The organism is Pseudomonas paralactis, from assembly GCF_001439735.1.
GTDB lineage: Bacteria > Pseudomonadota > Gammaproteobacteria > Pseudomonadales > Pseudomonadaceae > Aquipseudomonas > Aquipseudomonas paralactis.
This window is the reverse complement of the sequence record NZ_JYLN01000006.1, coordinates 289,205-312,556: the sequence shown is the minus strand read 5'-3', so window position 1 is coordinate 312,556 and position 23,352 is coordinate 289,205. Positions and strand designations below refer to the sequence as shown.

The 23,352-nt window shown below is 59.9% G+C and carries 17 protein-coding genes; 12 read left to right on the top strand and 5 right to left on the bottom strand.

Annotation, left to right across the window (positions count from 1 at the left end; all coding sequences use genetic code 11):
* The first annotated feature begins 595 nt into the window (after window positions 1-595).
* The 5 genes from TX23_RS17610 (at window position 596) to TX23_RS17590 (ending at window position 4,863) form a co-directional block, all read left to right on the top strand.
* Window positions 596-847: a DUF6124 family protein gene (locus TX23_RS17610; protein ID WP_057703292.1), complete on the top strand. Its 252-nt coding sequence runs from the start codon at window positions 596-598 to the stop codon at window positions 845-847.
* A 128-nt stretch (window positions 848-975) separates the two neighbouring features.
* The gene (locus TX23_RS17605; protein WP_057703291.1) at window positions 976-1,509 is read left to right on the top strand and encodes a hypothetical protein; all 534 of its coding nucleotides are present in this window, start codon (window positions 976-978) and stop codon (window positions 1,507-1,509) included.
* Between the two features lie 417 nt (window positions 1,510-1,926).
* On the top strand, window positions 1,927-2,181 hold the full coding sequence (locus TX23_RS17600) for a DUF6124 family protein (protein WP_057703290.1): 255 nt from the start codon (window positions 1,927-1,929) through the stop codon (window positions 2,179-2,181).
* A gap of 106 nt (window positions 2,182-2,287) precedes the next feature.
* Window positions 2,288-3,313, top strand: coding sequence for a hypothetical protein (locus TX23_RS17595; RefSeq protein ID WP_057703289.1), 1,026 nt, complete (start codon window positions 2,288-2,290; stop codon window positions 3,311-3,313).
* Window positions 3,314-3,429: 116 nt separating this feature from the next.
* Window positions 3,430-4,863, top strand: coding sequence for an ArnT family glycosyltransferase (locus tag TX23_RS17590; RefSeq protein ID WP_057703288.1), 1,434 nt, complete (start codon window positions 3,430-3,432; stop codon window positions 4,861-4,863).
* Window positions 4,864-4,878: 15 nt separating this feature from the next.
* Here the strand turns inward: TX23_RS17590 and TX23_RS17585 are convergent, their stop codons facing one another.
* Entirely contained in the window at window positions 4,879-5,367 is a 489-nt protein-coding gene (locus TX23_RS17585) for a TIGR00645 family protein (protein WP_057703287.1), read from the bottom strand.
* Window positions 5,368-5,529: 162 nt separating this feature from the next.
* Here TX23_RS17585 and TX23_RS17580 point away from each other — a divergent pair, with 162 nt between their 5' ends.
* Window positions 5,530-7,353, top strand: coding sequence for a hypothetical protein (locus TX23_RS17580; protein WP_082629649.1), 1,824 nt, complete (start codon window positions 5,530-5,532; stop codon window positions 7,351-7,353).
* Between the two features lie 6 nt (window positions 7,354-7,359).
* Here TX23_RS17580 and TX23_RS17575 read toward each other — a convergent pair whose 3' ends face one another.
* Together TX23_RS17575 and TX23_RS17570 are read right to left on the bottom strand one after the other, a co-directional pair.
* Window positions 7,360-7,677 (bottom strand): PA4575 family protein, encoded by a 318-nt coding sequence (locus TX23_RS17575; RefSeq protein WP_005791586.1) that lies wholly within the window; start codon window positions 7,675-7,677, stop codon window positions 7,360-7,362.
* Window positions 7,678-8,077: 400 nt separating this feature from the next.
* On the bottom strand, window positions 8,078-10,516 hold the full coding sequence (locus TX23_RS17570; RefSeq protein WP_057703286.1) for a Lon protease family protein: 2,439 nt from the start codon (window positions 10,514-10,516) through the stop codon (window positions 8,078-8,080).
* Between the two features lie 264 nt (window positions 10,517-10,780).
* Between TX23_RS17570 and TX23_RS17565 the strand changes: the two genes are divergently transcribed.
* The 4 genes from TX23_RS17565 (at window position 10,781) to TX23_RS17550 (ending at window position 14,359) form a co-directional block, all read left to right on the top strand.
* Complete coding sequence (locus TX23_RS17565; RefSeq protein WP_003194274.1) at window positions 10,781-11,269, top strand: DUF3015 domain-containing protein; 489 nt, start codon at window positions 10,781-10,783, stop codon at window positions 11,267-11,269.
* Window positions 11,270-11,360: 91 nt separating this feature from the next.
* Window positions 11,361-13,214, top strand: coding sequence for an Lnb N-terminal periplasmic domain-containing protein (locus TX23_RS17560; protein WP_057703285.1), 1,854 nt, complete (start codon window positions 11,361-11,363; stop codon window positions 13,212-13,214).
* A gap of 220 nt (window positions 13,215-13,434) precedes the next feature.
* On the top strand, window positions 13,435-13,791 hold the full coding sequence (locus tag TX23_RS17555) for a hypothetical protein (RefSeq protein WP_057703284.1): 357 nt from the start codon (window positions 13,435-13,437) through the stop codon (window positions 13,789-13,791).
* A gap of 70 nt (window positions 13,792-13,861) precedes the next feature.
* Entirely contained in the window at window positions 13,862-14,359 is a 498-nt protein-coding gene (locus TX23_RS17550; RefSeq protein ID WP_057703283.1) for a GreA/GreB family elongation factor, read from the top strand.
* Here the strand turns inward: TX23_RS17550 and gdhA are convergent.
* Both gdhA and ettA read right to left on the bottom strand, forming a co-directional pair.
* Entirely contained in the window at window positions 14,356-15,693 is a 1,338-nt protein-coding gene (gene gdhA, locus TX23_RS17545; protein ID WP_057703282.1) for an NADP-specific glutamate dehydrogenase, read from the bottom strand. The two genes, TX23_RS17550 and gdhA, sit on opposite strands and share 4 nt — an antisense overlap.
* Window positions 15,694-16,040: 347 nt before the next feature.
* Window positions 16,041-17,705 carry an energy-dependent translational throttle protein EttA gene (gene ettA, locus TX23_RS17540; RefSeq protein ID WP_057703281.1) on the bottom strand — a complete coding sequence of 555 codons (1,665 nt, stop codon included), beginning with the start codon at window positions 17,703-17,705 and terminating at the stop codon, window positions 16,041-16,043.
* Window positions 17,706-17,989: 284 nt separating this feature from the next.
* Between ettA and TX23_RS17535 the strand changes: the two genes are divergently transcribed.
* On the top strand, window positions 17,990-21,841 hold the full coding sequence (locus TX23_RS17535; RefSeq protein WP_057703352.1) for a sensor domain-containing protein: 3,852 nt from the start codon (window positions 17,990-17,992) through the stop codon (window positions 21,839-21,841).
* A 231-nt stretch (window positions 21,842-22,072) separates the two neighbouring features.
* On the top strand, window positions 22,073-23,326 hold the full coding sequence (gene glyA / locus TX23_RS17530) for a serine hydroxymethyltransferase (protein ID WP_057703280.1): 1,254 nt from the start codon (window positions 22,073-22,075) through the stop codon (window positions 23,324-23,326).
* Window positions 23,327-23,352 lie beyond the last annotated feature (26 nt).

Sequence of the window (23,352 nt, the reverse complement as noted above, 5' to 3'; positions counted from 1 at the left end):
CCAGAGCAGTGCTTCGGAATTTTCCCGCAATATGGCGCGCTGTTGGTGAACTGGCCAAACTCGCCTGTCGCGAATAACCTGCGACTGTTGCAGCAATCGCAGCGCCAGACTCGACGATAGCCCCATCTCGTCCTTGGCGCTCAGGCAGCGACTGAACAAAACCCTCTACCAGCTCAGTACAGCGCGCAGGCAATTGTTAGAACCTGCCCAGCAGTCCTGAGCTTTTTTTCGCCTGGCAAAAACACACCAGTAATAATCATGAACCCAGGCTTGAACCCCGCAGAGCCGAGCTTCGGAATTTTCCCGCAAGTTGCCGCGCTGTTGGTGAACTAGCGCAAGCCACCTCACAACGCTAACTTCTTTGCGTCGCTGATGATCAGCGTCCGGCTTTGACAGGCCGAAAAGTGTAACCTTTCACACCCCGTGATAAGACGGCATGCTTACGCATTCCGCCCTGTTCATGGCGGCTGTGCGTGGGGCATCTTCGGGTGCGCCGGGTTCCTACACTTCCGGTCTGTCAACCCGCGTACAGCTGCCACCTATTCTGTTTGACAGCAGGGGGAGGCAGCTCCTTAAACAGTGTAGGAGCTTCATCGTGAAAAAGATCACCCCCAATCCCCCCTCCGCCAACCTCTTCACACTCTCTCCAGACATTCCCTGCGAAACCCTCCTGATCCAAGCCAGCGAAACTCTCGCCTCTCTCAACGCCATGACCACCGACCTGGCCTTCGAACTGGAAGGCGCCAACCGCCACAAGCTGTTGGCCGCTCAGCAACTCACCGTGCTGGGTGAGCTGTTGGTTGAGCGGGTGCTGGTGCTCACCCAAGACAGGCAAACCTTCCAGTAACCAAAAGGCCGAGGCGCGTTCAGCGGCTCGGCCTTTTTCTGTCATGCGTCTCAGACATCCAAGCGCATCGCTGCCATCATATCCCCCGCCGCGGCCCTCAAAGCATTGATGACAAGGACGAACTCCCATTGAACAAAAACTCCTACGCCTTCGTAATACCGGTCGCCATTGGCATGCTGGTGTCCATGGCGCTGGTGCTGGCCTGGGTATTCGTTATCTGGCCGTCTGTGCACTTCAAGCCGTTGGCCGAGAAGATCTGCCTGATCGCGTCGCCGGTGCTGGCAATTGTGCTGATGCTCTATGTCTGGCGCGTCAGGAAAACCGAATGGCTGCGTAAAAAGCCCCTGGACCGATTGAGGTTTTTTCTCGGTACGTTCATCGCAAGTGCCATGGCCATGATCTCCCTGCTAGCAGTCGTCATCCTTCTTACAAGTGCGACGCTGCGCACCTACACAACCCAGTACGAATACACAACAGGCGGCAGCCGTAGTTGTTCGGGCATCCTGGTGTTCGATACGGAAGTGAACAAGCAAATCAAGATCTGTCATGTGGGCGGTAGCGGTGATCAGGGCTGGGCGACGGTGGAAAAGCGCAGCGGGCCTTTGGGGATTGTGGTGACGAACGCAACACCTGCGCTCAATATTTCCCCATCCGTTCACTAAAGGCACCAACACCGGGGCGGTGCGGGCCGTTCTGCCAGGTGGTTCGGGCTGAGGACTGGATCTTTTAGCAGAGCCTGACGACGAGGGAGGTCAACAGGGCCAGGCTTCGGAATTTTCCCGCAAGATGCAGCGCTATTGATGAACTAGCGCCCCCCAACCAACAAGCCTAGCCTTCCCCCTGTCGCTGCAAAATCAGCGACCGGGTTTAGCAGCTCGGTTAATATCAAGGCCTGCAAAGCCACCATCCGTTCGGGCGATGCTTTCTGCATCCGCTGGTTCGTATCATGGCGGCTGTGCGTGGGGCACTTTCGGGTGCGCCGGGTTCCTTGATTCCTGGTCTGCTAACCCGCGTACGGTCGCCACCCTTTTCGTTTAGCAGCGATGTCTGGCGACTCCATCAATCAAGGAGTTTGAGCCATGAAAAAAATCACCCCCAATCCCCCAACCACCCTCTTCATCCTCGCCGAAAACATCCACCCCGAAACCCTGCTAATCCAAGCCAGCGAAACCCTCGCCTCCCTCAACGCCATGACCACCGACCTGGCTTTCGAGCTTGAAGGCGCGTACCGCCACAAGTTGCTGGCTGCTCAGCAATTGATCGTTCTAGGTGAGCTACTAGTAGAACGGGTCTTGAACACCCAGCCATTCACTACCCATCCGCCACAACCCTAAAACACAAAAAAGGGCGAGACGCCTCAGCGCATCTCGCCCGCTGGCATCCCCTCACACTTCCCATTACCCTGACGGCCTTTATCAGACAACCGGAAGTCAGATACCCGTGTTCAAGCCCTTTGCCGTCATCGCCCTCTCCGTCATGCCCTTACTCGCAACAGCCGCCGATCTGGCCGGGGTTTGGCAAGGCACTTTGGGCAAGTCCGCTATCACCGTGTGTTTCAACGGCGCCGACGGGGAGCATGGCAGTTATTACTACCAGCGCATTCGTACCCCGATTCAACTGACCCAGGCCAACGACAACGCCCCGTGGGTGGAGGAAGGCAACACAGGTTTCTGGGCCCTGCAAAACCCTCAGGGCGATGCCCTCTCGGGTGCCTGGCGCAAAACAGATGGCGGCACGCCGCTGCCACTGGCCCTGCGCCGCATTGGCACGGACGGCTGCGGCAGTGATGCCTATAACGCGCCCTTGGAAGCCGCGCCGCTGCCGATCAAGACTGAGAAGAAAACTTTCCAAAACCACACCTACCAGCTCAAGACCCAAGGCCCACGCGTCACGCTCAAGCTTGCGGGTGACGGCCCGGCGGTGCAGAAGATCAACCAGCAGCTCGCTGCCCTGGCCGTCAATGACGAAGATCTAACCGACTATTTTTATGAACGCCGTGAATACCTGGGTCGAAACGGCTCGGTCTATACCAGTGAAATCGAGGTTGAGCCTGCCTATTGGTCATCGCAATTTCTCACCGTGCGGTTCTACCGCTGGGCCGCAGGCCAAGGCGCGATGGGCATCAGTTGGGGCCTGCACTCCTGGAACCTGCAAACCGGCGAATCGGTTGACCCCTGGACCTGGCTCGGCGGCCATCAGCAATGGTCTGACGCCTATTCCGGCCACTTGAAGCTGCCGGCCGTCTTCAGCACCTGGCTAGCCAAACAAACCACCACCGACGAAGGGTGCCCCGCGATTACCGATTACTCCAACTTTCACCTCAGCTTCAACACTCAGGGCCTGCAACTCTCGACACCGGCCAATGGTGACGGTTGCGACAACGACTTGGCCTTCACCTGGGAGCAGTTGGAGCCGGTGCTGACCGAACAAGGCAAAGCGGCAGTGCCCAGCTTGAAACTGCCTTGACGCGCCGGAGAAAAACCACAAGGCCGTTCACCAAAGGTTAAGAATCGCGCTCGTATACTCCCTGACTACCCATGACCGGTCGCCCGATCGGTCTCATGCCCCGGTAGCCAGATTCCATGACGCGTCCCGCTCCCCTGCTGCTCTTGCTTGCTGCTCTGTTGTTCTTCTTCGCCCTCGGCAACCACGAGCTGCAAGGCTCTACCGAGGCCCGGGTATCCGGGATCGCCATGGCGATGCACCTGGACAATGACTGGGTAGTGCCGCGCCTGTTTCGCGAACCCTTCCTGGAAAAGCCACCCCTGAGCCTGTGGCTGGACGCCGGGGCGATTCGCCTGTTTGGCGCCAGCACCGGAGCGGTGCGTCTGGCGTCGGCGTTTGCCGGGTTGTTCAGTGTGATGCTGTTGTACGGAATGCTGCGTCGCTTCGGGCGGCCGCAGACGCTGGCATTCAGCGCTGCGCTGATCCTGGCGACCATGGCCAGTTATTGGGGCAATGTGCGGGGGGTGGGTGAGGATTCATTGCTCAGCCTCGGTGTCACCGCTGCCCTGCTGGGGTTTTACCAGGCGGTGCGGCCCGAGCGCGAAGGCTCCAGTGTGTGGGCCTGGGCGTTGTTTACCGCCGGGATGGTCATCGCTACGTTGAGCAAGGGCGTGTTGGGCCTGGCGATGCCGGGCATTGTGATTTTTGTGTACCTGCTCAGCACCAGCCTGATGGATAAACGCCTGCGGCTGGGCGACTGGCTCAAACCGGCGCTGTTCACGTTGTTGGCCTTGGTGCCGTTGCTGATCTGGCTGGGGTTTCTGTTTCAGCGCGGCGGGATGCAGGCGGTGGGTGAAGTGTTATGGACCAATAGCGTCGGGCGCTTCAGCGGTTCGTTCGTAGAAGCCGGGCATTACGAGCCGTTTTACTATTACCTCGCGAAACTGCCTGAGGCCTTCCTGCCCTGGAACATTCTGGTGTACTTGGGCCTGTGGCATTTCCGTAAAAGCCTGATGCAAAACCGTTATCGTCTATTTTTCAGTGTTTGGCTGGTGGCGCAGTTCACCCTGCTGACTCTGGCGTCGAGCAAACGCACGGTTTACTTGATGGCGCTGACGCCAGCTGCGGCGGTACTGGCTGCCGAGTATGCGCGGGTGTTGCTGGAGTGGGCCAAAGACCGCAAGCCGACGCTGTACCGCTACCACCGCCAAATCATCGGTGGAGTTTTCACCCTGGCCATCGCCTGCTACCTGAGCGCAGCGTTCTGGTTTGCACCAAAAGCCGATGTGCGCCACTCCTTCGTACCGGTGATCAGCCAGGTCCAGACCCTGCAAGACGAAGGCCGAACGGTGGCGATGTTCCAGCCCAACGAACGAATCGCCGGCGCCAGCGTGTTCTACCTGCGGGCCTACTTGCCGATCCTGAACACCGAAGCCGAACTGCGCGCCTTCCTTGCCGACAAGCCCGGCAACGTTGCGCTGACGGACCACACTGACCGGCTGAAAGAGCCGGTCACGGTGATCAAGCAAATGGCGATCAACCGCCAGCCTTATTACTTCGTGGAGCAGTAAGGCCGGCGCGCGGCATCAGTGCTTGGTGAGTTTGTCCAGGTAGCCCATGGCGAACGCCGACACCACGAAGGTCATGTGGATGATCACGTACCACATCAGGTGCTGTGGATCGACGTTCTTGGCGTCCATGAAGATGCGCAGCAGGTGGATGGAGGAAATCGCCACGATGGAGGCCGCCACTTTCATCTTCAGTGAAGACGAGTCCATGGTGCCCAGCCAGTTGAGCTTTTCCTTGTTCTCGTCGATATCCAGCTGCGAGACGAAGTTCTCGTAGCCGGAAATCATCACCATCACCAGCAAACCGCCGACCAGGGCCATGTCGATCAACGACAGCAGCAACAGGATCACTTCGGCTTCCAACATGGTGAAGATGTTGGGAATCACATGAACGATTTCCTGGAAGAATTTCAGCGCCAGGACCAGCAAGCCCAGGGACAGCCCCAGATAGATAGGCGCCAGCAGCCAACGCGAGGCGTACATCGTATTTTCGATAAAGCGTTCCATTGAATCTCACACAGCTTGGCTAAAAATGGCGCCGAGTATACCAGCCGCCACCCGGCCCCTGTCACCGCGAGAAAACTGACCCAAGTGGCATCTGTAAGAGAATTTTTCTGCTAGTGTCGAGGCCATTCACTCGGCTCGATGATGTCGGACAGGAAAACTCAGATGATGGATGTGCGATCCCCTTTGGCCGCTCTCGGCCTGTGCGCGGCGTTGCTGATGGCCAGCGGCTGCTCCCCCAAAGAAGAGCAGAAGCAGGCGACCCTCGAAGAGAAAACCACGACGTTCGAACAGTCCCTGGACAGTATTCAGGACCCCAAGCTGCGCGATGCCATCGCGGATCTGGGCGGCTCGCTGCTGTTGCTGGAACGGGCGCGCCTCAAGCTCGCCACCAAGCCCATCGAGGCCGAGTATGGCGAAGATTCCCTGGCCTTGCTCAAGCACTACCCCACGCCCCAGGCCCTGGTGGACACCTATATCAACGGCCTGTTCGTCCTGCGCAAAACCTCGCACTCCGACTATCTGACGGATTTGCAGCCGGTCTTCCCGTTCAACTTCAACGCCCCTGACCAGTTCCCCTTCCCCCATGGCCTGGAATGGCAGTCGGTGACCCTGAGCAACAACAAAATCATCCCCTTCCAGCCGGAATGGTCGGAAACCGACCCGGGCATCCAACTGAGCCCCAGCAGCTCCAACCTGACCAACCCCGACGACCTGACGGTGACCTACCCGTTTATCGAAGGCATCGAGACGGAAAACAAGAGCCAGCCGCAGCCTGTCAGCCTCAAGGGCGCGGTTGAAGTGATCACGCCGGGCAAAGTGCTGAGCTTCGATCTAACCAAAAAGGACGTGGGTCATAAACGCACCGAGGGCAACATCACCCTCAACCTGCTGTTGCTGGAAAAGAACTATGCCGAAATCGAGCTCACCAACAGCGCCCCCCTTGCCGCAGAGGTGGGCGACGAATCACCGAACCCTCTGTTGGTGCAGGCACGGGACAGCACCGGGCAGTTTCTGACCCGCTCGGGCTCGATCAATGAGAGTGCCGCGCAAGTGGCGTTCTACGAGAAACAATTGGCTGAAATGCACAAGCAAACAGCCTGGTCCGACGCGTTCGAAAAACAGCTCACCGATGAGCAAAAAGCCTTCGAACACAAGCAGACCAGTCATTACGCCAAGGTGTATTTCAACGGGCTGATCGATAACCTGCAGGTCAATGTGCTGGATTTCTCCCAGGCTACGGTTACCCACAAAGACCTGGAGCTGCCGGTACTACGCTTCGACAGGAATAGCCTGCAACAAACCGTGCAGGCCCTGCCGATGCCGGTCACGGTGTATGACGACGGCGCCGCCGGCTGGCTCAAGGACGCCACCATGACCGAGGACCAGCTCAAAGCCAGCGTCACCATCAGCCAATCGACCGAAGACGCCAGCGCCGCGAAAATCGTGTTTGACCACCCTTTCACCTTCAACGACGACCTGGTCGGCGCCGAGCGTAACAACAGCGATGCGCCTATCACCTTCTTCACCGCCGACGACCAGGGCGAGCGCGGCGAGCCCATCGAGTTACCGGCCGAGGCGTTCGAGCTGAACGCGGGCAGCGGCACACTCACTTACGACCTCAACCTGTTCCCGGAAACCCCGGCGTTTGTGGTGGGTTCGGTGCCGCTGTTCCTGGCGACTATCGAGAAAGCCACGATTGATGTCGCCAAACTGCCCAAGGGCCTGTCGCTCAAGGACAACGCGCTGATCGTCGATCAAAAGGACTTCCCCTCCGACAGCTGGCGCTTCTACGCCAAGGACGCCAGCGGCAATTACCTCAAGGAAATCCTCGGTGTCAGCCACCGCGCCGAGGAGTACGGCACCGCGCTGTTTGACGTGCATTATTTCTACGGCCAGCCGACTACGCTGGAAAGTTACCAGCGCACCGACCTGAGCACCGTGCAGTACGGCTTTGAGGTCAAGCTGGACAAGCCAGAGAGCAAATAGCTGGCGCTAAAGGGCCAACTGCTCCTGGCCGCCATTGAGTTGGCGCAGATGGGCTTGCAGGTGCAGGCACCAGATCTGCGGCTCGTCCATTTGCTCGTAGCCATGCAAGGTCAGGCTATCAACGATGGTGCCCAGCATTCTTTCGGCCACGAAGGGCCCATGGAACGGGCCCTGGGATTTGATCGTGGAAGGCTGCTCGCCCGACATCCCGGCGGCAAACAATAGCGTCCACATGCCGTTATCCCCGGCGAGAGGGCGAATGGAGCATTCAATACGGGTGACCAGGCCCAGGCACTGGCGGGTAAGGCAAAGGTTGCGCGACATGGCGGCGACCCTCGATAGATCGGTGTTCAGCCCCAGCGCAAGGCGAGGCTGTTTCTATCCTGCGACTCCTGTGGATATCCCTGACTCTGAGAATAGAATAAAAACGCGACAAACCAAGGTTGTAGGGACCAACGGGCGTTGGTCCCTGAGGGTGGAGTCAATTTTGTGGCACGCTAAACGTTCCCAAAAACACCACGGACCAGTGTGGGAGCTGGCTTAAGCGGTCATCGCCTTCTGTAGGAGCGAGCTTGCTCGCGAAAAACGGCAACGATAACGCGTGTTTGCTGAATGAACGCGGCGCCTGAAAGTTTTTCGCGAGCAAGCTCGCTCCTACAAAAAAGTCTTAACTGACTGGCCTTAAGGCAAGCCAGCTCCCACCTTGACCGAGTGATGACAGCAATCAGGTTGGCTTGGCTTCCGCCAACGCCTGCTGCGCCAGCTCCTTTTCCGCCTCCTTCAAATCTTCCTCACTGATCATCTCGGCAATCGCGCGCAGGCGCTCAACCACCCGAGCATTCACGGTGCCTTCCGGGAATTGCCCCTCGGCGTCCGGCTCACCGGCATCCTCGCCCACCAGCAGGCTCAGCGCCTCGTCGGCCTGGCGTACCGCATAGATATGGAATTGCCCGGCGCGCACGGCCTGCAACACCTTCTCGTCGAGCATCAACGTGGCGACGTTGGCCTGAGGGATGATCGCGCCCTGCTCACCGGTCAGCCCGCGGGCTTCGCAAAGGCGGAAGAAGCCTTCGATCTTCTCGTTGACCCCGCCCACCGCCTGCACTTCACCAAACTGGTTGATCGAGCCGGTGATGGCAAAGCACTGCTTGAGCGGCGTCTTCGACAAGGCCGAAATCAAGGTGCACGCCTCGCCCAGGGAAGCACTGTCGCCATCCACATAACCGTAGGACTGCTCCAGGGCGATACTCGCGGAGATCGCCAACGGAAACTCCTGAGCATAACGGCTGCCCAGGTAACCGGTGAGGATCATCACGCCCTTGGAGTGAATCGGCTGGCCAAGGTTAACTTCGCGCTCGATGTCGACAATGCCGCTGCCGCCCGGGTACACCGTGGCGGAAATCCGCGCCGGTACGCCGAAGGCCGAGTCGCCGACCTCCAGCACCGTCAACCCGTTGCACTTGCCCACGGCGGCGCCCGCGGTGTCGATGAGGATGACGCCGGCGAGCATGTCGTCGAGAATCCGCGCCGACACGCGACCGGTGCGCGTGGCCTTGGCCTTGAGGGCGCGTTCGATATGCCCGGCATCGGTCATTTCGTCACCGGCCAGGTGGCGAATAAAGTCCGCCTCGCTGACCAACTGGAACAGGTCGCCAATACGCGCCGACAAACGGCCCTGATGTTCCGCCAGGCGTGCGCTGTAAGTCGCCAGGCGCGCGACCGCATCCGAGGTCAGCGGCGCCATGCCCTCTTCCGAAGTACGGGTTTTGAGCAACTGGGCGAACTGCTCCAGGCTTTCGTCGACCATCGGGATGTCTTCGTCGAAGTCCACCAACACGCGGAACATCTCCTGGAAGTCCGGATCGGCGTCTTGCAGCGCGTAATACAACTGGCGCGAACCGATGATGATCACCTTGACCTGCAAGGGAATCATCTGCGGGTTGAGCGTCACGGTGGCCAGACGGCCCAACTCGCCCAGGGGCGATTCCATCTTCAGCTTGCGCGATTGCAGGGAACGCTTGAGCGCGTCCCATACGAACGGCTCGCTGAGCATTTTTTCGGCTTCCAGGATCAGGAAACCGCCGTTGGCGCGGTGCAACGCACCTGGACGCAACTGGCGATAGGTGGTGTAGAGCGCGCCCTGGTCGGTGCTGTATTCGATACGGCCGAACAGGTTGTCGTAGGTCGGGTGCGGTTCAAACACCACTGGCGCGCCACCGTTGACCGGGTGACCCACCACCAGGCTCGGGCAGTACTGCTCTTCGAGCAGCTTGCGCGCCTGGGCGTCGGTCTTGGCGTCGTCCACCAATTGCTCGACCACGGTTTTAAGCAGGTACACCTGCATGGCTTGCAGGTAGCCGCACACGCCGGCGTTTTCTGCATACTTTTCCGACAACGGGGCCAGCAAAGGCTGCAGGGCCAGGGTGATGGTTTCTTCGTTGAACTGGCGCAGCTGGTTGTTGGACTCACGCTTCCACTGCGGCAGGCTGGCCAACTCTTCGTTGAGGCGCTCTTCCAACTCGGAAATATCGTTGTGGAAACGCTCGCGATCGGCTTCCGGCAGTTGTGAAAACTCGGCTTCGTCCAGCGCCTTGCCGTCGAGCATCGGCGTGAAGGCGATGTTGGTGCTGTCGCGGTACAGCGCCACGTCTTTTTCCAGGGCCAGGCGTTCGATCACGTCCAGCGCCTTGTCGTAGCGCTGGTTGAAGGCGCGGTCGATGGCGCTTTTGCGCTGTTGATATGTGGGGTGTTCGAACACCGCAGGGAAGGTGGCGACCAGGTTGTCGACCAACCCGTTGATATCGGCGATAAACGCTGCGGCGCCGCCCCCTGGCAATTCCAGGGCACGGGGCTCGCGGGGCTCATCGAAATTATTCACATAAACCCAGTCCGCCGGGGTTTGCAGGCGCTTGCCTTCGGCTTTGAGGTAGCGTTTGACGAACGAAAAGCGGCCGGTGCCGGGCTCGCCCATCACAAACACGTTGTAACCGGGGCGTGGCATGGCCACGCCGAACTGCAAGGCTTCAACCGCACGTTCCTGGCCAAGCACACCGCGAAAGGGCTCCAAATCATTGGTGGTCGAGAAGCTGAACTGTTCAGCGGAGAAAGGGCGAGTCAGCGCTTCGGGCGCTAGACGCAAGCTGGCAGCAACAGGATCAGGCATCGGGCTTCCTTACATCAGGCGGGGCAGATGGGGGCATTCTGGCTCCGGGTTGAGCGCTCTGGCAAGGCGCGCTTTCGGGAAAGCATAGCCACCGCACGCGTCTTACAAAAAAATCGCCCGAGACTGAATGTTTATAAAAAATCACGGAACCCTGGGAACGTGCCTAAACTCCAAACTGCGCGGGTTGGACTAATAACTGGCCCCTAGGGTGCATTGAGCACCTGAACCCTTGTCCATTGGTTTGCACACAAAGAGAACAAAGCTATGAAACGGATCCTTCTTGGTACTCTCTTCACCGTCGTCTCCCTCAATGCAATGGCAGAAGCACCAGGTGGCCCGAACTGCGGTTGGGGCAACATGTTGTTCGAAGGCCAGCGCGGTACTCCGGCTCACTTCCTCGCGTCCACCACCAACGGCACCTCGGGTAACGCCACCTTCGGCATGACCTCGGGCACCAACGGTTGCAGCACCAACAGCGCCCTGACCTACGGCGGCAAGTCCTGGATTGCCATGAATGGCATGATGAACGAGCTGTCCGAAGACATGGCCAAAGGCAACGGCGAAGCACTGACCACCTATGCCGTGGTACTGGGTGTTGCCCCGGAAGATCGCGATCACTTCGCGGCCGTGACCCACGAGCACTTCCAGCAGATCTTCAGCAAGGCTGACGTGACCGCTGACGACGTGCACAACAACACCATTGCAGTACTGAAAAGTGATGCCCGTCTGGCGAAATACGCTACCCAGGCTTAAGCTCGACCACCCGCGTCTTTCGAGGCGCGGGTTTTATTTTTTCGACCTGCCCCCCTTGGGTCTTTTTTTCAGTCCGACTTAAGTAGCCCCCATGCTCAAACGCCTCGCTTGCCTGGCTCTCTTCGCTTGCGCCCCGCTGCACGCGGCACCGCACCTGGACGATCAACGTTTGCAGCAACTGGCCAATGACCCGTTCTGGCTGTCGCTGGGGCATTACGAAGCCGGCAAGATCAGCGGCTGGCGCAGCTATGTCAGCGACAAGAAATTCTTCCTCGCCGCCGACGGCGCCCATCACCCGGACGCCGAACTCAAGGCCACCGTGCAGGCGCTGTATGCACCGGCCAGCCTGGGTGAAAAGCACGCCCAATGTGTGTACCCCGCACGTACCCGCTGGCTCAAGGATCAGTTGCACCTGAACGACTTGCCGGCCCTGGACTGCAAAGAATTCACCCAATGGTTCACGGACGTTGCGCCCCATAGCGCGGTGATGATTTTCCCGGCGGCCTATCTCAACAGCCCGTCATCGATGTTCGGCCACACCCTGCTGCGCATCGACCAGGCTGACGTGCAAAGCAACAACACCGCCCTGCTCAGCTATGCGATCAACTTCGGCGCCTATATCGAAGGCTCCGACAACAGCATCCTGTATGCCTGGAAGGGCCTGATGGGCGGCTACCCCGGCCTGTTCGCCCTGGTGCCCTATCAGGAGAAACTCTCGGAATACCGCAGCCTGGAAAACCGCGACCTGTGGGAATACCGTCTGAACCTCACCGAGGTCGAGACCAAGCGCATGGTCGAGCACGTGTGGGAGCTCAAGCAGATCCAGTTCGACTATTTCTTCTTCGACGAAAACTGCTCCTATCGCTTACTGGAACTGCTGCAAGTGGCCCGCCCCGGTCTGCGCCTGACCGAGCAATTCCCGCTCACCGCGATCCCGACCGATACCGTCAAGGCGGTAAAGGACGCAGGCCTGGTGGAAAAGATCGACTATCGCCCCTCGCGTGAACGCGAACTGCTGGAACGCGCCAAGCCGCTGGACGGCGATGAGCAAGCGTGGGTGTTGAAAGTCAGCGATGACCAGAAGCAACTGCAAGAACCGGCCTTCAAGGCCCTGCCCCGCGAGCGCCAGGCGCTGATTATCGACGCCGCCTACCGCCTCGGCCGCTACCGCGCCAACGGCCTGGAGCGTGATACAGAACGCTCCCAGCGCAGCTTCGAACTGCTGCGCGCGATCAACCAGAACCCTGCGCCGGACCTGAAAATCACACCGCCTGGCTTGCCGGAGAACGGCCACCAGTCGCGCACCTGGCAAGCCGGCATCGGCACCCGTGGCGACAAAGCCTTCGGTGAATATGGCCTGCGCATGGCCTATCACGACCTTAACGACAACGCCGAAGGCTTCCCCCTGGGCGCCCAGATCGAAATCCTGCAAATGAAACTGCGCCAGTACGAAGGCAATCACTGGCAGTTGCAGCAACTGGACCTGGCCACCATCCGCTCGCTGACGCCGCGCAATGCGCTGTTGCAGCCGTGGTCATGGCAAGTCACCGGCGGCCTGGAGCGGGTGCCGGGCAAGCACGACGACGAAACCCTGGTCGCCCACGTCAACGGCGGCGCCGGCGGCACCTGGCAACTCTCCGACGACATGCTCGGTTTTGCCCTCGGCACCGTGCGTGTGGAGCACAACAACGACTTCAGTGAAGCCATCTCCCCCGCCGCCGGCTTCAACACCGGCGTGCTGTGGAAGAACCCGCTGGGCAACCTGAGCCTGGAGGCCAAAGGTGACTTCTTCACCAATGGTGAAGTACGGCGCAGCATCAGCCTCAACCAGCAATGGGAACTGTCACGCAACCTGGGCCTGCGCTTGAGCGCCCAGCGTGAGTTCAGCCACCTGTCCACGCCAGTCAATGAAGTGATGCTTGAAGTGAAGTGGTATCACTACTGACTAAAGCCTGGTGAAATGCCCAATGTAGAGCGAGCTTGCTCGCGAAAAACGTCAACGATAACGCGTGTTTCCCGAATAAACGCGGCGCCTATGGGGTCTTCGCGAGCAAGCTCGCTCCTACAAAAGTCCTGCACATCCCTCTGACACCTCTTTCACATACAGCTGACAAATCCCCTTCTAGACTCTCCTTATCAGCCGTTAACCGGCCAGGGAGTACGCCATGTGGCGTTATGCGCTAATGCTGTGTGCTGGGGTGTGGCTGGCGGGTTGCCAGACAACCCATGAGGACCTGCTGGCCAAGGGTTATCCACCCGCCTTCGCCGATGGCTTTGACGACGGTTGCAGCAGCGGTCGCCAGGCCGCTGGGGTGATTACCGGGGAGTTTCGCAAGAACGTTCCACGCTACCTCAAAGACCGGCAATACGCCGAAGGCTGGGAAGACGGTTTTCGCCAGTGCAAGGCCATGCGTGAAAACGAGGAGCTGCGCGACTACCAGGACAACCGCAACAATGACCGCGAGCGCGAGTGGCAGCATGAAAAAGACCGCGATGCGGCCAAGGCGTATCGCTCGCAATAGGTCGTTTTCAGACATTCACCGAAACTAATGCGCGGCGAACATGGCCCAAACTCCATAGAGGGAGAACGTCATGAGCCGAGCTTTTGTAAATGAAGACAATGCCGCCGCCCAGGCCGATCAGCCGGTGGAGCGCCAGGTCAGCGAACAACCCAACCGCCTGACCGCGCAAGGGTTGGCGCAGTTGCAAGCCAAGGTGGCGCAATTGCAGCTTGAGTACAGCGCCGAATCCGCCAAGGGTGAGCAGGCCGATAAACAGCGCCAGGCGGATCTTGAGCGGGATTTACGCTACTTCAACCAGCGGGTGCAGAGCGCACAGGTGGTCGCACCGGCGACATCCACCGACAAGGTACAGATCGGCAGTTGGGTCACGTTCGCCAACGAGCAGGACGAGCAGCAGCGCATTCACTTGGTGGGTGAGGACCAGGCTGACGCCAACGCGGGTTTGATCAACTGGGGTTCGCCTCTGGGCCGTGCCTTGTTGGGGGCCCAGGTGGGCGACGAGGTGCTGTGGAAACGCCCCGTCGGCGATCAGTTGATCGAAGTGCTGAGCATTGAACCCGAGCGTTAGACGATGCCCTGGGCCAGCATTGCGTCAGCCACTTTCACGAAGCCTGCGATGTTGGCGCCCTTGACGTAGTTGACCCGGCCGTTTTCCTCACCGTAATGCACGCAGGCATGGTGGATTGACTGCATGATGTTGTGCAGCTTGCTGTCCACTTCCCCGGCGGTCCACAGCAGGCGCATGGCGTTCTGCGACATTTCCAGGCCGCTCACCGCAACGCCGCCGGCGTTGGAGGCCTTGCCCGGTGCGAACAGAATGCCCGCGTCGATGAAGATATCCACAGCCTCCAGCGTAGTCGGCATGTTGGCGCCTTCGGCCACGCAGATGCAGCCGTTGCGCAACAGCGTGCGTGCGGCCTGGGCATCGAGTTCATTCTGGGTGGCGCAGGGCAGCGCGATATCGCAGGCCAGCTCCCAAGGGGTTTGGCCTTTGCAAAACTCCAGGCCGAACCGTTCAGCCAATTCACTGATACGCCCGCGCTGTACGTTTTTCAGCTCCAGCAGGGCCGACCATTGCTCTTCGGTCAAACCACTTTCGGCGTACAGGGTGCCTTCGGAGTCCGACAGGGAAACTACCTTGCCCCCCAGGTCCATGACCTTGCGCGCCGCGTATTGCGCCACATTACCGGAGCCGGACACGGCCACACGCTTGCCTTCAACCCGCTGACCTTGGCGCTTGAGCATTTCCTCGGCGAAATACACACAGCCGAAACCGGTGGCTTCCGGGCGGATCAGGCTGCCGCCGTAGGTCATGCCTTTACCGGTCAGCACTGAGGTGAATTGGTTACTCAGGCGTTTGTACTGGCCGAACAGGAAGCCGATTTCCCGTGCGCCCACGCCGATATCCCCGGCCGGTACGTCAACGTCCGCACCGATGTGGCGGTACAGCTCGCTCATAAAGGCCTGGCAGAAGCGCATCACTTCGGCATCGCTCTTGCCCTTGGGGTCGAAGTCCGAGCCGCCTTTGCCGCCGCCCATGGGCAGTGAAGTCAGGGAGTTCTTGAAGGTCTGCTCGAAGGCGAGGAATTTCAACACGCCCAGGTTGACCGAAGGATGAAAGCGCAAGCCGCCTTTGTAGGGGCCGATGGCGCTGTTCATCTGGATACGGAAACCGCGATTGACCTGAACCTTGCCGTGATCATCCACCCACGATACTCGAAAGGTAATCGCGCGTTCCGGCTCGCAAATGCGTTCCAGAATGCCCGAGGTCAGGTAGTGGGGATTGGCTTCAAGAAAAGGCCACAGGCTGCGCAGGACTTCTTCCACGGCCTGGTGGAATTCCGGCTGGTCGGGGTCGCGTTTCTTGAGACGGGCAAGGAAGGATTCGACGGATTCGATCATGAAAAGTCTCGGCAAATTGATTGTTGTTAAACAGAGAATGAGCCGGACTTTATCAATTCGTTTCGCACCGTGACAGGGCAAAATGTCGCTTTTGTGAATTTAAATGGTGCATTGGATATAAATAATCAGGTTTTTTGCCCCCTAACAGGGATTTCAACGCGAGATATGCACCAATAGTTAAACCGCTATCGCAGGCAAGCCAGCTCCCACATTGGACCGTGTCGTAGCAGAGGTACTCGATCTAATGTGGGAGCTGGCTTGCCTGCGATGAAGTCGCCTCGGTCCACCTGAATAGCGCCCAAAAAAAAGCGGAGCCCGAAGGCTCCGTTTTTTTAAACCAACCCGAATCAGGCCAGTTTTTTGTGACGCACACGGTGCGGCTGGGCAGCAGCTTCGCCCAAGCGCTTTTTACGGTCGGCTTCGTACTCGGTGTAGTTACCCTCGAAGAACACCGCCTGGGAGTCATCTTCGTACGCCAGGATGTGGGTCGCAACGCGGTCAAGGAACCACCGATCGTGAGAGATCACAATGGCGGCGCCCGGGAAGTCCAGCAGGGCTTCTTCCAGGGAACGCAGGGTTTCAACGTCGAGGTCGTTGGACGGTTCGTCGAGCAGCAACACGTTGCCGCCCTCTTTCAAGGTCAGGGCCAGGTGCAAGCGACCGCGCTCACCACCGGACAGGTCCTTGACGAACTTCTGCTGGTCGCCGCCCTTGAAGTTGAAACGGCCGACATAGGTGCGCGACGGGATTTCATAGTTGCCGATACGGATCTGGTCGGAGCCGTCGGAAATCTGCTGGAACACTGTCTTGCTGCCGTCGAGGTCGTCACGGCTCTGGTCCACACAGGCCAGTTGCACGGTGTCGCCAATCTCGATGCTGCCCGAATCCGGAGTTTCCTTGCCCATCAACATACGGAACAGCGTGGATTTACCCGCACCGTTACCACCGATAACGCCGACGATCGCGCCTTTTGGCATGGAGAACGACAGGTTATCGATCAACACGCGGTCGCCATAGCCCTTGGATACGTTCTTGAACTCGATGACCTTGTCACCCAGGCGCGGACCGGCCGGGATGTAGATCTCGTTGGTTTCGCTGCGCTTCTGGAATTCCTGCGACTGCATTTCTTCGAAGCGTTGCAGACGTGCCTTGGATTTGGACTGGCGGGCCTTGGCGCCTTTGCGCACCCATTCCAGTTCTTCCTTCATGGCTTTTTCGTGGGCCGATTGCTGCTTGGATTCGGCGGCCAGACGGTCGGACTTGGCTTCCAGCCAACCGGAGTAGTTGCCCTCGTAAGGGATACCGGCGCCGCGGTCGAGTTCGAGGATCCAGCCGGCAACGTTGTCCAGGAAGTAACGGTCGTGCGTGATCGCTACCACGGTGCCCGGGAAATCGTGCAGGAAGTGCTCCAGCCAGGCGACGGAATCGGCGTCCAGGTGGTTGGTCGGTTCGTCGAGCAGCAGCATGTCGGGGGCCGACAGCAGCAGGCGGCACAGGGCCACACGACGCTTCTCACCACCGGACAGGTGCTCAACCTTGGCGTCCCACGCCGGCAGGCGCAGCGCATCGGCGGCGACTTCCAGCTGGCGCTCCAGGTTGTGGCCGTCGCCAGCTTGCAGGATGGCTTCGAGCTTGGCCTGTTCGGCGGCCAGCTTGTCGAAGTCGGCATCCGGTTCGGCGTAGGCGGCGTAGACCTCGTCAAGGCGCGCCTGGGCGTCCTTGATCACGCTGACGGCTTCTTCAACCACTTCGCGCACGGTCTTGGTCGGATCCAGGATCGGCTCTTGCGGCAAGTAGCCGATGTTCAGCTCCGGCATCGGACGGGCTTCGCCCTCGAACTCGGTGTCGACGCCGGCCATGATTTTCAGCAGCGTGGACTTACCCGAGCCGTTGAGGCCGAGCACGCCGATCTTGGCGCCTGGGAAGAAGGACAACGAAATGTTTTTCAGGATTTCCCGCTTCGGCGGAACAACTTTTCCCAGCCGATGCATGGTGAAGACGTATTGAGCCATGGTGAACCTAGCGTCAGTGACTGATGAATTAAGCGGACGAAGCCCGTGCCAGGCCATGCGCCGCGCGGGCCTTTGACTATCATCAATGCCTGCGTGGGGAAAAAGCCTGAATGTCTGGGGCTGGAACGCCCCCGCGTAACCGGCAAAGCTACCTGAATGCGTTGGGGCAGTCCAGCCAGGCAGGACTGGCACTTTGCCACAACTCAAGGCATGCTAGCCGCCCTCCGGGCGTCCGGCTTATAGTGCACGTCGCGCGCCAGTCCAGCCAACCGCAGGATCACAGCTTGTCCAAAGTCACGCCGCCCACTCCCTTGCGCGCCGCTCATATTGCGCCGGGAGCGCCCCTGCACGGTACCTTGAAGGGCGCATTGGCGACGCTTGTCCTGATGTTGCTCGCATTATTGTTCTGGCAACTGCTCGACCAGTTGCAGCAAAACCAGAAAAACCAGCAGCAATACACCATCGACTACAGTGCCGACCTGGCCGAGCAGATCAGCCAGAGCATGGCCCTGAGCGCGCAGATCGCCCTGAACCTGTTGCCGATTGTCGAGCCGCCGCGCAATGCCGAACAGCAGCAGGCCCTGATGCGCACGCTGCAGCGCTCATTACCGGACCTGCGCAGCTTCGCCCTGCTCGCCCCCAGCGGCGCACTGATCAGCGACACTGCCGAAGGCAGCCAAGACAGTGCCCTGCTTGAAGACCTGGTCAAGCGCAGTCACGCCCAGTCCTACTACCTGAGCAACGATAATGACGGCACAGTCATCTATCTGTTGCTGCACCAACCCAGCGGTGGCTCCAAGGTGTACTGGGCCTTGCGCCTGGCGCCCAACTATCTGGCCAACCTCACACGCCAGGATGTCCAGGGCCCGCGCCCGATGTGGGCAATCGAGAACAGCCTGAACCATCGTGTGGTCAGCCGTGACAGCGGGATGCCGGCGCAGTGGTCCGGTGCCCTGACACCGGAAGAGTTGAACCGCAGTGTGCTGGTCACGCCCTTGAGCAAAAGCGATTGGCAACTGCGCGGCATGTTTGACCGCAGCGCGGTGCTGGAACAACTACTGCCCGCCTTTATCGGCAAGTGCCTGCTGGGGCTGGCGTTCTCGCTGATCCCGGTGATCGTGCTGCTCAACATGCGCCGTCGCCAACGCCAGGTGAACGAAGGCCGGCGACGCTATCAGGACATCTTCGAAGGCACCGGCGTGGCCTTGTGCGTGCTTGACCTGGCGGGGCTCAAGGCGTTTTGCAACAAGACCCAGGTGCAAAGCCGCGAGCAGTTGCACGCCTGGTTGCAGGCCAACCCCGCCGAGCGCAAGCAACTGCTTAAAGAGTTGCGCGTCACCGAGGTCAACCAGATGGCGGTGCGCCTGCTCAACGTCGCGTCTTGCGAGCAAGCCTGGGAGCGCCTGATCGATGATTGCCCGAGCAATACCACCTCCATTGGCTACCAGGTGCTGGAAGCCGTACTGACCCGGCAAAAACAGCTGGAGCTGGAAATCCAGCTCAACGATGTGGCGGGCAACGAACAGTACCTGTGGCTGGTGATGCGTTTGCCGGAACAGCAGGATGACGTCAAGGCCGTGATTCTCAGCATCAGCGACATCACCAGCCGCAAGCTGATCGAGTTGTCGCTGGTGGAGCGCGAGAGCTTCTGGTCGGACGTGGTGCGCACCGTGCCCGATCACCTGTATGTGCAGGACGTGATCAGCCAGCGCATGATTTTCAGTAACCATCATTTGGGTCACACCCTGGGCTACAACAAAGCCGAGTTGCAGCAAATGGGTGAGTACTTCTGGGAAATCCTGCTGCACCCCGAAGACGCCGAGCACTACCATGACGCGCGCGAACAGCAACGCCAGGTCGGCTACACGACCCAATTGCACTGCCAACTGCGCTTTCGTCACCGCAATAACCAGTGGCGCCGCTTCGATATCCGCGAACAGGCCCTGGCCCGCGATACGTCTACGGTGGTCACCCGGATCATCGGCGTGGCCAAAGACATTACCGATCAGATCGAGGCCAGCGAATCCCTGCGCGACAGCGAACAGCGCTACCGGATGCTGGCCGAAAGCATCAGCGACGTGATCTGCTCCACCGACAGCCAGCTGGCGCTGAATTACATCAGCCCATCGGTCAACACCGTATTGGGCTATGACGTGGACTGGGTATTCAAGAATGGCTGGCAGTCGATCGTCGCGAACCCGCAACAGTTGACCGGCATTTATAGCCTGATGGAACAGGTCAGCCGCGCTCTCGGCAACCCCGAGGCCTTGAACACCTTGCGCGATGAAGTCCAGACCCAACTGTTCCTGTTCGACTGCCTGCGCGCCGACGGGCGCAAGGTGCCGATCGAACTGCGCCTGGTGCTGGTGTGGGATGAACATGGCGCGTTTGAAGGCATTCTCGGCGTGGGCCGTGATATCAGCCAGCAACGCCGCGCCGAAAAGGACCTGCGCATGGCGGCCACGGTCTTCGAACACTCCACCTCGGCGATTCTGATTACCGATCCGGCCGGCTATATCGTGCAAGCCAACGAGGCATTCAGCCGGGTCAGCGGCTATGAAGTGGCGGACGTGCTCGACCAGTTGCCGAACATGCTCACCGTCGATGAGCAGCAGGAAGCCCACCTGCGCTATGTGCTCAAGCAACTGCACCAGCACAGCACCTGGGAAGGCGAGGTGTGGCTCAAGCGTCGCAACGGCGAGCATTACCCGGCCTGGGTCGGCATTACCGCGGTGTTCGACGATGAAGGCGACCTGGCCAGCTATGTGTGTTTCTTCAGCGATATCAGCGAGCGCAAGGCCAGCGAGCAGCGCATCCACCGCCTGGCTTACTACGACGCCCTGACCCACCTGCCCAACCGCACGCTGTTCCAGGACCGCCTGCACACCGCGCTGCAGTCCGCCGAACGGCAGAAGTCGTGGGTGGTGCTGATGTTCCTCGACCTCGACCGCTTCAAGCCGATCAACGACTCCCTCGGCCACGCCGCGGGCGACCGGATGCTCAAGGAAATGGCCACGCGCCTGCTCGGTTGCGTGGCCGAAGACGACACCGTGGCGCGCATGGGCGGCGACGAGTTCACCTTGCTGTTGCAACCACGGGTCAGCCGCGAAATGGCGCTGAACCGCGCGATTCATGTGGCCGAGCAGATTCTGGCCAGCCTGGTGAAGCCATTCGTGCTCGAAGGCCGCGAGTTCTTTGTGACCGCCAGTATCGGCATCGCCCTCAGCCCGCAAGACGGCAACGAGCTGAGCCAGCTGATGAAAAACGCGGATACGGCGATGTATCACGCCAAGGAGCGCGGCAAGAACAACTTCCAGTTCTACCAGGCCGACATGAACGCCAGCGCCCTGGAGCGCCTGGAACTGGAAAGCGATCTGCGCCACGCCCTGGACCAGAACGAATTCGTGCTGTATTACCAGCCACAATTCAGCGGCGACGGCAAACGCCTGACCGGCGCCGAGGCCCTGCTGCGTTGGCGTCACCCGCGCCGCGGGCTGGTGCCGCCGGGGGATTTCATCCCGGTATTGGAAGAACTCGGGCTGGTAGTGGATGTGGGCGACTGGGTGATCAGCGAAGCCTGTCGCCAACTCAAGACCTGGCACCAGAACAAAGTGCGGGTACCCAAAGTCTCGGTGAACATCTCGGCGCGGCAGTTCTCCGACGGGCAACTGGGCACGCGCATCGCCACCATCCTCAAGGACACTGGCCTGCCGCCGGCGTGCCTGGAGCTGGAACTGACCGAAAGTATCCTGATGCGCGAGGTCAACGAAGCCCTGCAGATCCTCGCCAGCCTGAAAAACCTGGGCTTGAGCATCGCGGTGGACGACTTTGGCACCGGCTATTCGTCGCTCAATTACCTCAAGCAATTCCCTATCGACGTGCTGAAGATCGACCGCACCTTCGTCGATGGCCTGCCCTCCGGTGAGCAGGACGCGCAGATCGCCCGGGCGATTATTGCCATGGCCCACAGCCTGAACCTGGCGGTGATCGCCGAAGGTGTGGAAACCCATGAGCAATTGGACTTCCTGCGCGAACACGGCTGTGACGAGGTGCAAGGCTACCTGTTCGGGCGACCGATGCCGGCGAATCGGTTTGAAGTGCAGTTCAGCAATGATGCGCTGTTCATGTTTGACTGAAAGTGCTGTGGTGAGTCTGAGGGCCTCATCGCAGGCAAGCCAGCTCCCACGTTTGACTGTGTCAACCCGATCAAGTGTGGGAGCTGGCTTGCCTGCGAAGGGGCCAGTACCGACACCACCCAGCCCCAGATGAGCCCCACTTGTCCGCGACATGATGTCCTTTCATATGCCATCCAAAACCCATTGGGTTAGAATGCCCTCCTTTTCTGCCCCCGATCCTTGAGGACCGCCATGTTCAGCCGTGATTTGACTATTGCCAAGTACGACGCCGATCTCTTCGCCGCCATGGAGCAAGAAGCCGTGCGCCAGGAAGAGCACATTGAGCTGATCGCTTCGGAAAACTACACCAGCCCTGCGGTGATGGAGGCTCAAGGTTCGGTTTTGACCAACAAGTACGCCGAAGGCTACCCGGGCAAGCGCTACTACGGTGGTTGCGAGTACGTCGACGTGGTTGAGCAGTTGGCCATCGACCGTGCCAAAGAGCTGTTCGGCGCCGATTACGCCAACGTCCAGCCACACGCCGGTTCCCAGGCCAACGCGGCCGTTTACCTGGCCCTGCTGCAAGGCGGCGACACCATTCTGGGCATGAGCCTGGCCCACGGCGGTCACCTGACCCACGGCGCCAGCGTTTCCTCCTCCGGCAAGCTGTACAACGCCGTTCAATACGGTATCGACGGCAACGGCCTGATCGACTACGACGAAGTCGAGCGCCTGGCGGTCGAGCACAAGCCGAAAATGATCGTGGCCGGTTTCTCTGCCTACTCGCAGATCCTGGACTTCCCACGCTTCCGTGAAATCGCTGACAAGGTCGGTGCCTACCTGTTCGTCGACATGGCCCACGTGGCCGGTCTGGTGGCTGCTGGCGTGTACCCGAACCCAGTGCCTTACGCTGACGTGGTCACCACCACTACCCACAAGACCCTGCGCGGTCCACGTGGCGGCCTGATCCTGGCGCGCGCCAACGCCGAAATCGAGAAGAAGCTCAACTCCGCCGTTTTCCCGGGCGCCCAGGGTGGCCCGCTGGAGCACGTGATCGCCGCCAAAGCGATCTGCTTCAAGGAAGCACTGCAGCCTGAGTTCAAGACCTACCAGCAACAAGTGGTGAAGAACGCCCAGGCCATGGCAGCTGTGTTCATCGAGCGCGGTTTTGACGTGGTGTCCGGCGGTACTGAAAACCACCTGTTCCTGCTGTCGCTGATCAAGCAGGACATTTCCGGTAAAGATGCTGACGCCGCTCTGGGCAAAGCCTTCATCACCGTGAACAAAAACTCCGTGCCGAACGACCCACGTTCGCCGTTCGTCACCTCCGGCCTGCGCTTCGGCACCCCGGCTGTGACCACTCGTGGCTTCAAGGAAGCAGAGTGCAAGGAACTGGCCGGCTGGATCTGCGACATCCTGGCTGACCTGAACAACGAAGCCGTGATCGACGCGGTACGCGAGAAGGTCAAGGCTATCTGCAAGAAGCTGCCGGTATACGGCGCGTAATACAAAGAAGCCCACTGTAGGAGCGA

What these genes read in the sequence shown, in the direction of transcription:
- ettA (WP_057703281.1), bottom strand. Translation starts at nt 17,705, where the DNA reads ATGGCTCAATACGTCTTCACCATGCATCGGCTGGGAAAAGTTGTTCCG.
- TX23_RS17575 (WP_005791586.1), bottom strand. Translation starts at nt 7,677, where the DNA reads ATGTCGCGCAACCTTTGCCTTACCCGCCAGTGCCTGGGCCTGGTCACC.
- TX23_RS17590 (WP_057703288.1), top strand. Translation starts at nt 3,430, where the DNA reads ATGACGCGTCCCGCTCCCCTGCTGCTCTTGCTTGCTGCTCTGTTGTTC.
- TX23_RS17560 (WP_057703285.1), top strand. Translation starts at nt 11,361, where the DNA reads ATGCTCAAACGCCTCGCTTGCCTGGCTCTCTTCGCTTGCGCCCCGCTG.
- glyA (WP_057703280.1), top strand. Translation starts at nt 22,073, where the DNA reads ATGTTCAGCCGTGATTTGACTATTGCCAAGTACGACGCCGATCTCTTC.
- TX23_RS17550 (WP_057703283.1), top strand. Translation starts at nt 13,862, where the DNA reads ATGAGCCGAGCTTTTGTAAATGAAGACAATGCCGCCGCCCAGGCCGAT.
- gdhA (WP_057703282.1), bottom strand. Translation starts at nt 15,693, where the DNA reads ATGATCGAATCCGTCGAATCCTTCCTTGCCCGTCTCAAGAAACGCGAC.
- TX23_RS17565 (WP_003194274.1), top strand. Translation starts at nt 10,781, where the DNA reads ATGAAACGGATCCTTCTTGGTACTCTCTTCACCGTCGTCTCCCTCAAT.
- TX23_RS17570 (WP_057703286.1), bottom strand. Translation starts at nt 10,516, where the DNA reads ATGCCTGATCCTGTTGCTGCCAGCTTGCGTCTAGCGCCCGAAGCGCTG.
- TX23_RS17580 (WP_082629649.1), top strand. Translation starts at nt 5,530, where the DNA reads ATGATGGATGTGCGATCCCCTTTGGCCGCTCTCGGCCTGTGCGCGGCG.
- TX23_RS17600 (WP_057703290.1), top strand. Translation starts at nt 1,927, where the DNA reads ATGAAAAAAATCACCCCCAATCCCCCAACCACCCTCTTCATCCTCGCC.
- TX23_RS17585 (WP_057703287.1), bottom strand. Translation starts at nt 5,367, where the DNA reads ATGGAACGCTTTATCGAAAATACGATGTACGCCTCGCGTTGGCTGCTG.
- TX23_RS17555 (WP_057703284.1), top strand. Translation starts at nt 13,435, where the DNA reads ATGTGGCGTTATGCGCTAATGCTGTGTGCTGGGGTGTGGCTGGCGGGT.